Origin of the sequence: Sulfurihydrogenibium yellowstonense SS-5, from assembly GCF_000173615.1 — a bacterium.
Taxonomy (GTDB): Bacteria; Aquificota; Aquificia; order Aquificales; family Hydrogenothermaceae; genus Sulfurihydrogenibium; species Sulfurihydrogenibium yellowstonense.
Genome location: NZ_ABZS01000051.1, coordinates 1 through 9,410 on the forward strand (window position 1 = coordinate 1; position 9,410 = coordinate 9,410).

Genomic DNA, 9,410 nt, shown 5'->3' on the forward strand with positions numbered 1-9,410 from the left:
TCATTATCTATTGGACTTATTGGAGTTTTTCTTTCATTTTTAATAGGTGCGATAGTGGGCGGAATTGCTGGATACTTTGGCGGAAGAGTTGACAATATTCTGATGAGAATCTCAGAAATTGTAATGTCATTTCCAGGCTTTTATCTTATGCTGACATTAAGGGCTGTATTTCCAATCACATTGTCTTCTGTTGAGGTTTTTCTTTTGATAGTTGTTATACTTTCTTTTATTGGCTGGGCTGGACTTGCAAGGGTCATTAGAGGAATGGTTTTATCTATTAGAGAGCAGGATTTTGTCTTAGCAGCAAAAAGCTATGGTGCTTCATCTTTTAGAATTATAATAAAACATATTTTGCCAAATACTTACTCATATCTTTTGATTGCTGCAACCTTAGCTATTCCGGGTTATATTCTTGGAGAGAGTGCGCTGAGCTTGCTTGGTCTTGGAATTCAGGAGCCTTATGCAAGTTGGGGAAATATGCTTGCATCAGCAAGAAGCATAACTGCCATATCTCAGTATCCATGGATACTTGCCCCTGGGGTTGCTATATTTCTAACAGTACTTGCTTTTAATCTTTTAGGTGATGCTTTAAGAGATGCTTTAGACCCAAAATTAAAAAGATTGATTAAGTAGATAAAGGAGATGATTAAAAGAAGTAATCCATCTGACTAAAGTCTTCAAACTTGACCGGCAAAAGTAAAATTATATCCACACATTCATTAAGGCTGTTCTAAAAAAGTTTTAACAAAGAGGTTATTGCCGTCATTTCTGCAGCCGGCGTAGAATGTCTTTTTACTTCTATTACTTCAAAAAGACATTAAAAGAGAAGATCTTTCACTTCGCTGCTGCTTGCAAAAATCCATATCGTTATTCTGAGGACTTTATTCCGAAGGAACTTATTTTTAAATTTTATAAAAATCACTAATTTCTCGCCAAGGCATTTTGATAATTAATATAAGCTAAAAAAATATTAACTTCTCATCTTTCACTTCTTGCCTTATAAAACTCTAACAATCCTAAAGCCAAGCCAAACAAAACAATATATCCAATTAAAATAAAAATCCTATTTTGATTGAAAAAAGACCTGCCATCTGTAAGATAAACGTAATCAGTAAGCACACCTTCAGTGTTTAGGTTTAATTTACTTTTTATCTTTCCAACAGGGTTTATTACTGCACTAATACCGGTGTTAGCAGCTCTAATAAGATAAACATTATTTTCAATAGCCCTAATTCTTGCCATTTCAAAATGCTGGTAAGGGGCAGAAGTTTTTCCAAACCATCCGTCATTTGTAATATTTACAATTACATTCCCACCTTTATTTACAAAACTTGAAACATAATTAGGAAAAATAGACTCAAAGCAAATGAGAGATACTATCTTCATTAGTTTTTTATAATTCTTTTGAAAAGCAAGCAATTTTTGACCCTCACCCGGAGAAAAATCAATTCCTTTCATATACTCAAAAATCTCTTCGAGAAATTCAAATTTGATTGGTGAATATTCAGCAAAGGGTACTATCTTTACTTTTGAATAATAATCTACATACTTTCCGTTTTCATCTACTAAGAATAATGAATTGTAAACTTTTTCTATCTCTAAGTTTTTATTAAGAATCACGTTATCAAAACCAGAAAGAAATGGAATCCTAATTTTTTCAAACTCTTTAAAAAAATACTCTTTTTTATCGTTGTCAATGAATGGAAAGAAGGGTAATGCTGATTCTGGAAGAATGATTAAATCCGGGTTATCTTTTTTTGCTTTTTCAAATAAGGATATATATTTATTTAAAACGATCATGTCATTTTCTGTATTTCTCTCGATCTTTAGCGTCTCGTCTATATTACCTTGCAAGATTGATACTTTATAAGACTCTCCTTTGTCAGTATAGCTTTCAATCTTACTTTGTCCCCAGAGGAATATCGAAGTGAATAATGCTATATTTAGCAAATTTAATATGATCCATCTAAAATGTTGATTTGAAAACATCATGTAGAAAGAAACAGAAAAATACAATACTAAAAAAGAAAGTCCATAGATGCTAAAAAGTGACGATATTTGTGCAATTTGATTTATGTATGAAAGCATGTATCCGTTTAAATTCCAAGGAAAGCCTGTAAATGGAAAATACTCCCGGACTACTTCTAAAAGTACTATTAGAAATGGTGATATAAAAAAGCCTTTGTAATTGTATCTTTTGTAAAACAGTTTTAACAAGATAGAAAAAAGAACGAAAGCATATAAGCTGTAAGCAGTGATAAATAATAAGAACAGTCCGGAAGAAAGGTATAAATTAATCTTTCCGTAATAATGAATGGCGTATATTATCCAGTAAAAAGAAATTGCAGAAAAAATAAGTCCTGCGATAAACGAGTATAGAATTAGTCTTTTGGTATCATTTTTTTCTATCAAATAAAACAAAAGTCCATAACCAACCAAAAAAGCAAACGGAATATAATAATTTGGCAAGGATATTGCTAAAGTTAAACCAGATATGACTGATAAAACAATATAAAGCATTTTTTAAGGCAAATCTATTTTATACAAGCTTGTTATTTCTTTTGCTGTTTGCAGCAATTCATGTTTAAACAGTCCGTCATAATTTGATTTGTTAAGCCTTGAAATCGGTGCAACTATAGAAAGCGCAGCAACCGGATAATCACTTTCATCTCTTATTACTGTGGCTATCTCTGCTACCTCCGGCTCTAAGCCTTCGAAATCATACTCAAAAATATCACCAAGCTCTTTTTTTGCCCTTAAAATAGCTCTACCCGGTGCAGTTTCAATAGCAGGATATCTTTTAGCAATTCTTGAATTAACTAAAACAGATGATTTACTATCCTTAGAGTAAAAATAGACAATATCATTTTGATGCATCAATGACAAGTAAACTGTTTCATTTGTTTTATTTCTTAGTTGTTTAACAAACTGTTTTGCTTGGTTTAAAATTGTTAAATTTTTTATAAATGAATATTCTAAAAGTAAAGTTTTTACTCCAAGTCTGTAATGTCCTGTTTCTGGGTCTTGCTCTATTAAACCTTTTACTTCTAAAGTTGCAAGGAGTCTAAAAACGTTATTTTTATTTAATCCAAGAATATTACTCAGTTCAGTAACGCCTAAATTGTCTTTTTCCTTCAAAGCTTCTAATAAATCTAAAGCTTTTTCAATAGATTTCTTCGCACCCTTTTTCTGCATTCTGTTATCTTTCTCCGTTTCTTATGTTAGAATGATTATAACACAATTTGATTTTATTATACAGGTGCCAAAAATGGATAAAATAGAAAAAATCTTAGAAAATTTAATAAACTTGCTTGAAAAAGAAAATAAGCTTTTAATAAACGCTATCAATGATGACAAAGCACCTGAAGAAATAATGAAAATCGTTGAAGAAAAGCAGTCTTTACTATCAGAGCTTGCGAATTTTGAAGTAAAAGATTTTGAAAATCTATCCCCAACATTAAAAGAAAAAATAAATAAAATTAAAGAACTTACAGCTATCAATCAAACAATAGCATCTTCCAATTTAAATTTAATAGAAGAAATTTTTCAAGCTGTTTTTCAATCTGCTACTACATACTCATTAGAAGGCGAATCAAAAAAATCTTCAGGTGTTTTGTTAAATAAGAAAATTTAAAAATTAAGGAATAAATGGGAGGAATTAAATGAAAGCTGCTTACTATGACAAATTGGAAGGATATAAAGCAATCAAAATTGGAGATTTTCCTATACCGGAGATAAACGATGATGAAGTTTTAGTCAATATAAAAGCGTTTTCTTTAAATCATCTAGATGTTTGGGTTATGGAAGGTAAATATCCTATGCCTATTCCTTTGCCGCATATATTTGCATCTGATGGTGCGGGTATAGTGGCAAGGGTTGGTAAAAATATTAAGAATGTAAAAGAAGGTGATAGAGTTGTTATTTTCTCCGGTCTTTCTTGTGGATACTGTGAAAAATGTTTATCCGGAAGAGACAATGAATGTAATCAGTTTAGACCTTTAGGAGTATTGGAAGATGGTGTTTCTGCCGAGTATGTAAAAGTTCCGGCTGTAAATGTTTTTAAAATTCCGGACGATTTGTCTTTTGAAGAAGCTTCATGCTTACCAATTACATACATTACGATGTGGCATTCTTTAATCACAAGAGCAAAAATAAAAGCCGGTGACATAGTCTTAATTCATGGTGGGGCAAGTGGTGTAGGAACGGCTGGAATACAGCTTGCAAAATTATTTGGTGCTACTGTTATCACAACCGTCGGCGATGATTGGAAGGTAGAAAAATGCAAAAATCTTGGTGCTGATTATGTGATTAACTATAAAAATGAAGATTTTGTAGAAAAGGTTAAAGAAATTACAAGTAACAATCTTTGTGATGTAGTCATAGACCATATAGGAGCTGAAACATTTAATAAGTCTCTATCCTGTGCTAAAAAAGGCGGAAATGTTATAACCTTTGGTTCAACAACAGGAGCTGAAGTCAACATAAATTTAAGATACGTATTTGGAAAAAATCTAACCATACACGGTGTATACATGGGAACAAAGGGCGAGTTCTCACAGGTTTTAAAGCTCACTCCAAATAAAATCAGACCGGTCATAGATTCTGTATTCGAATTAGAAGATGTTCAAAAAGCTTATGAAAAATTACTAAGCAGACAGTTTTTTGGAAAGATTGTAGTTAAGATATGAGCTTTATAGAGATTAAAAACCTTACTGTAAAAATAGAAGATAGCGTCATTCTTGAAGATATTAACATTGAAGTAAACCAAGGAGAGATTGTTTCTATAGTTGGACCAAACGGTGGTGGAAAAACTACATTAATCAAAGTCCTACTTGGATTATTAAAGCCAACTTCTGGAATAGTTTTAATAGATGGTAAAGACCCATACTATGCAATAAAAAATCATATGATTGGATATGTGCCACAAAAAAGTAAACAAGAATTAGATTTTCCTGTTGGTGCTTTGGATGTTGTTTTGTTTGGTTTAATTGGTAAGAATCTATCAAAAAAGGAGAAATTAGATTTAGCTTTAAGATACATTGAATACGTTGGCATGAAAGGGTTTGAAAATAAAATTTTTGGGCGGTTGTCCGGCGGTCAACAGCAGAGAATCATGATAGCTCGGGCGTTAGTATCAGACCCAAAAATTTTGATACTTGATGAACCGTCCACAGGAGTTGATGTGGTGGCTCAAGAAAGTTTTTATGAATTTATAAAACGTTTAAACCAAGAAAAAAAGATAACCATCATAATGGTAAGCCATGATATAGGCGCGGTTGTAAGCTTTTCACATAAAATAGCCGGCTTAAATAAAAGACTTCACTACTTTGGTCCTGCTAAAGACTTTTTAACAAAAGAAAACCTGCAAAAACTATATTCAGCAGATGTTAGTCTGCTAATTCATTCTGATGAATGTTTGACCTGTCAGCATTTTAATCCTATGATGTTGGAGATACGGCATTGAGTTTTTTAGATATTTTCACAGTTCCATTTATGCTTAATGCGTTTATTGGTGGTCTACTGGTAAGTGTTTTACTTTCTGTTTTGTCATTTTTTATCTATGTTAAAAAATGGTCTTTTATAAATGTTGGGATTTCTCATGCTGCATTTGGTGGGCTTGCAATTGGCTTTTTTGCCGGAATCAATCCAACATTAACAGGCAGTATTTTTGCTGTTTTGGTTGGTATGCTAATAGGATACATTAGCAAAAAAGGAAAGATTCATGAAGATTTGACAATAGGAATTTTACTTTCTTTTTCAATGGCTTTTGGTGTAGTTTTAATCTCCTTTTCTAATAATTATAATTCTGATTTATTTGCGTTCTTGTTTGGAAATATTTTAACAATCACAAAAGAAGATTTAATTTACATTTTTATCTTTACAGTTTTTACCATTGGATTTTTATTTAAATACTTTGACGAAATTCTTTACTGCTGCTTTGATGAAGACCTTGCTTATATTGGCGCAGTTAATACAAACTATTTATACTACAGCGTAATAACGTTGATAGCAATAGCAACTGTTTTATCTATAAAGCTTGTAGGGTCTATTTTATCAGCTGCGATGATAATATTGCCTGCGGCTGTCTCTGCTCAACTTGCATGGCATTATAAAAAGATTATTACTCTTTCTATTATATTTAGCCTAATAATTGTAAGTGCCGGAATAATTCTTTCATTTTATTTTAACCTTCCATCTGGCTCAACGATAGTTATTCTGTACTCTATCGTGTTTTTTGTAATAGTGTTAGGGAAAAAGCTATTATGAATTATAAGCACAGTGAGGTATTCCAAATTTTAACTAAGTCCTATAATTAATTAGCTTTTTAATCGTCATTCTGTAGATGGTGAAGAATCTCTGTCTATTGCCTCTCACTTATTCACCTACTCACTTTCTTGCGTTCTTATAAAGGAGGAGATCCTTCGGACTAAAGTCCTCAGGATTACAAAGAGCCACCAATGGTGTAATTCTGAGGGTTAGCGAAGAATCTCTTATTTTTCAAAAAAAAAAATCAAAAAATGAGATCCTTCACTTCCTTCAGGATGACAACATCATACTTTGTCATTCTGCAGCCGCCGAAGAATCTCACTTTTTTAATCTCTCACTCAACGGACGCTATGAGAGTATTACTGAGTCTAAATATGCCTAAAAATCAAATAACTTTTTTACCGTTATTCTGCACCGATGAAAATCTATGTCCTTTTACTTCCTAATTATTTACCTTCTTCTAAACTTTTTTGATATAGGATATCTTTCGGAATAAAGTCCTCAAGATGACAAACAGAAGTAAAGTTATATTCACATAAACATTCTGCAACTAACAAAAAATTTAGAGAACTCTCTACTTACCATTCACTTCCAAATTACTCTTTACTCTCAAAGTCCAAAATTAAACGGGCTTCTTTTATCCGGTTTTAACATTGATATTGGCTTTCTTCCTCTAAATCCCTCATACAAGCCATGCCAATACATTATTTCATCTTCATCTTCTTTCCAGCAGAGAAGTATCTCTTCCTCTCCGTTTTTTGCCGGAAAATCAATTAAGACGGGGTCAACACCTTTTACCATTACTCCAAAATTTTGAATAGTTTCAACAAGCTCTTTAATTTCATCATCTAAAATTTGGATTTTGCTTTTTGCATATATATATTCAAGCTCTTCTAAGTCGCTTTTTTCTGATAATTCTTTTAATTCTTCATATTTACTAACTAAACTATAAATCTCTTCTCTTTTTTCTACAATCTCTTCAACTAAAACTTTTATTTGAGGTAATACAGCATTGGCTTCTTTAACTGTAAAATATCTCATCATCATGTCACATACTCCTACAATTAACATTTCTCATTTAAATTATATCAAAAAATCCTATCATCAACTATGATAGAATATATAGCAAAAATCACACAGAAGGAAGTCTATGGAAAAAGAAAAACTGCCAATAGAAAAAGATGTAGATTTAGAATTTGAGTACAAAGTTTATGGAATCTATGATTTTCTAAAAAAACATTTTAAATTTGTTTTAGCATTTCTCCTACTATTAATTGTAATAAGTGGCGGTTTATATTACAAAAATCAGGTAGACAGACAAAATAGAGAAAAAGCATCTTTACATTTATCAAAAATTGCTGACTTGTTGTCTGAAAACAAATTAGAGGATGCAAGGAAAGAGCTTGAAAACTTTAAAAAGCAGTATGGAAATACAGACCTTTATAAAGTAGCTCTTGCTTATGAAATATTGATAAACAAAGAAGAAAATAAAGAAAATAAAGAACCTGCAGAAAAGTTAAAAAATGAACTTAAAACCGACCTATCATCAGGCGTTAATGAATATCTTGCATACCTAAAAAATAAAGAAGGTAATTCTAAAGAAGCAAAAGAAATATTAAAATCCATAGATTCAAAAAAGTATAACTATATATCAGCACAGACTCTTTACGCTTTAATTTTAAGGAAAGAAGGTAATTTCCAAGAAGCTCAAAAAATCTTTGAAACTATAAAAAATAATCAAAATTATAGATACTTTTCTTTATTAGCAAAAGAAAATTTATAGGAGTTTTTCATGGAGAAATTGTATGAAGGAAAAGCAAAAATAGTATATCAAACCGAAAATCCAAATCATGTTATCATCTACTTTAAAGATGAAGCAACAGCTTTTAACGCTCAAAAGAAAGATATAATTGAAGGAAAAGGGATTTTAAATAATAAAATATCATCAATCTTTTTTACGCTTTTAAATCAAGCAGGAGTTAAGACGCATTTTATAAAACAGATTTCAGACAGAGAAATGCTTGCATACAAAACAAAAATCATTCCAATAGAGGTGGTAGTAAGAAACTTAGCAACAGGAAGCATTGTTAAAAGACTTGGAATTCCGGAAAAGACAGAATTTAATCCATCGTTAATAGAGTTTTACTATAAAAACGATGCACTTGGAGACCCAATCATATGCTATGAACATGTTTTAGTTATGAAGCTTGCAACAGAAGAAGACGTTAAAACTATCAAAGAAATGGCATTAAAAGTTAATCAAATATTAAGAGATTTTCTTATAAAGCATGACATTATTCTGGTTGATTTTAAGTTAGAGTTTGGAAAGTTAGATGATGGAACAATCGTTGTAGCAGATGAGATATCTCCAGACACATGTAGATTTTGGGATGCAAAAACCGGTGAAAGAATGGACAAAGATAGATTTAGGCTTAATTTGGGAGACTTGGCTAAATATTATCAAGAAGTATTGGAAAGGATAGAAAAATGAAAAAAATTAGAAAAGCTGTAATACCGGTCGCAGGCTTTGGAACAAGATTTTTGCCGGCCACAAAATCCACACCAAAAGAGATGATGCCACTGATAGATAAGCCAATTATTCATTACATTGTAGAAGAGGCTGTAAAATCTGGAATTGAAACTATTATTTTTGTTACAGGTAGGCATAAAAGAGCAATAGAAGATTACTTTGATTACTATCCGGAGTTAGAACAGGTTTTAATTAAAAGCGGAAAAGAAAAAGAAATCGAAATGCTTAGACAAATAAGTAATATGGCAGAATTTGTATATATCAGACAAAAACAGCAGCTTGGACTGGGGCATGCAGTATTGACTGCAGCAAATTTAGTTGGAGATGAACCATTTGCAGTTTTACTTGGAGATGAAATTATCAAAAATGATGAAAAGCCTGGAATTAAACAGCTTATAGATATTTACTATCAGTTTGGAAAATCGGTGATAGGTACGATGGAAGTGTCAAAAGAAGATGTAAGTAAGTATGGAATAGTGGCAGGAAAAGAAGTCATGAATGGAATAAAGCTTATTGAGTCATTGGTTGAAAAACCTTCGGTAGAAGAAGCACCATCAACTACCGCAATAACAGGAAGATATGTCCTTACACCGAACATATTTGATGCATTGAA

Annotated in this window: 11 protein-coding genes; 8 read left to right on the forward strand and 3 right to left on the reverse strand. The window is 31.6% G+C overall.

All coding sequences use genetic code 11. The features are described from left to right. The coding region (locus SULYE_RS03150) for an ABC transporter permease (RefSeq protein WP_007546425.1) at positions 1-633 on the forward strand (633 nt) is incomplete at its 5' end. A gap of 345 nt (positions 634-978) precedes the next feature. On the opposite strand, the gene lnt is transcribed toward SULYE_RS03150, so the two are convergent. Then, entirely contained in the window at positions 979-2,520 is a 1,542-nt protein-coding gene (gene lnt, locus SULYE_RS03155) for an apolipoprotein N-acyltransferase (protein WP_007546427.1), read from the reverse strand. Between the two features lie 3 nt (positions 2,521-2,523). Further along, entirely contained in the window at positions 2,524-3,195 is a 672-nt protein-coding gene (locus tag SULYE_RS03160; RefSeq protein WP_007546429.1) for an IclR family transcriptional regulator, read from the reverse strand. Positions 3,196-3,268: 73 nt separating this feature from the next. Here SULYE_RS03160 and SULYE_RS03165 point away from each other — a divergent pair, with 73 nt between their 5' ends. The 4 genes from SULYE_RS03165 to SULYE_RS03180 are packed head-to-tail and all read left to right on the forward strand — an operon-like array spanning position 3,269 to position 6,267. Further along, complete coding sequence (locus SULYE_RS03165) at positions 3,269-3,634, forward strand: hypothetical protein (RefSeq protein ID WP_007546431.1); 366 nt, start codon at positions 3,269-3,271, stop codon at positions 3,632-3,634. Positions 3,635-3,662: 28 nt separating this feature from the next. Further along, positions 3,663-4,688, forward strand: coding sequence for a zinc-binding dehydrogenase (locus SULYE_RS03170; RefSeq protein ID WP_007546433.1), 1,026 nt, complete (start codon positions 3,663-3,665; stop codon positions 4,686-4,688). Continuing rightward, positions 4,685-5,464 carry a metal ABC transporter ATP-binding protein gene (locus SULYE_RS03175; protein ID WP_007546435.1) on the forward strand — a complete coding sequence of 260 codons (780 nt, stop codon included), beginning with the start codon at positions 4,685-4,687 and terminating at the stop codon, positions 5,462-5,464. The genes SULYE_RS03170 and SULYE_RS03175 overlap by 4 nt, the downstream gene beginning before the upstream one ends. After that, on the forward strand, positions 5,461-6,267 hold the full coding sequence (locus tag SULYE_RS03180; RefSeq protein ID WP_007546436.1) for a metal ABC transporter permease: 807 nt from the start codon (positions 5,461-5,463) through the stop codon (positions 6,265-6,267). Before SULYE_RS03175 ends, SULYE_RS03180 begins: the two co-directional genes overlap by 4 nt. 609 nt (positions 6,268-6,876) lie before the next feature. Here SULYE_RS03180 and SULYE_RS03185 read toward each other — a convergent pair. Further along, positions 6,877-7,314, reverse strand: coding sequence for a DUF2203 domain-containing protein (locus SULYE_RS03185; RefSeq protein WP_007546438.1), 438 nt, complete (start codon positions 7,312-7,314; stop codon positions 6,877-6,879). A 103-nt stretch (positions 7,315-7,417) separates the two neighbouring features. Between SULYE_RS03185 and SULYE_RS03190 the strand changes: the two genes are divergently transcribed. The 3 genes from SULYE_RS03190 to SULYE_RS03200 form a co-directional block, all read left to right on the forward strand. Then, positions 7,418-8,050: a tetratricopeptide repeat protein gene (locus SULYE_RS03190; RefSeq protein WP_007546440.1), complete on the forward strand. Its 633-nt coding sequence runs from the start codon at positions 7,418-7,420 to the stop codon at positions 8,048-8,050. Positions 8,051-8,059: 9 nt separating this feature from the next. Further along, positions 8,060-8,758, forward strand: coding sequence for a phosphoribosylaminoimidazolesuccinocarboxamide synthase (gene purC, locus SULYE_RS03195; protein ID WP_007546442.1), 699 nt, complete (start codon positions 8,060-8,062; stop codon positions 8,756-8,758). Beyond that, a partial coding sequence (locus tag SULYE_RS03200) for a UTP--glucose-1-phosphate uridylyltransferase (protein ID WP_007546444.1) occupies positions 8,755-9,410 on the forward strand: 656 nt, incomplete at its 3' end. The genes purC and SULYE_RS03200, both read left to right, overlap by 4 nt.

Bases quoted from the DNA above. Each gene is read 5' to 3' on its own strand.
- lnt (WP_007546427.1), bottom strand. From the start codon at position 2,520: ATGCTTTATATTGTTTTATCAGTCATATCTGGTTTAACTTTAGCAATA.
- SULYE_RS03160 (WP_007546429.1), bottom strand. From the start codon at position 3,195: ATGCAGAAAAAGGGTGCGAAGAAATCTATTGAAAAAGCTTTAGATTTA.
- SULYE_RS03165 (WP_007546431.1), top strand. From the start codon at position 3,269: ATGGATAAAATAGAAAAAATCTTAGAAAATTTAATAAACTTGCTTGAA.
- SULYE_RS03170 (WP_007546433.1), top strand. From the start codon at position 3,663: ATGAAAGCTGCTTACTATGACAAATTGGAAGGATATAAAGCAATCAAA.
- SULYE_RS03175 (WP_007546435.1), top strand. From the start codon at position 4,685: ATGAGCTTTATAGAGATTAAAAACCTTACTGTAAAAATAGAAGATAGC.
- SULYE_RS03185 (WP_007546438.1), bottom strand. From the start codon at position 7,314: ATGATGATGAGATATTTTACAGTTAAAGAAGCCAATGCTGTATTACCT.
- SULYE_RS03190 (WP_007546440.1), top strand. From the start codon at position 7,418: ATGGAAAAAGAAAAACTGCCAATAGAAAAAGATGTAGATTTAGAATTT.
- purC (WP_007546442.1), top strand. From the start codon at position 8,060: ATGGAGAAATTGTATGAAGGAAAAGCAAAAATAGTATATCAAACCGAA.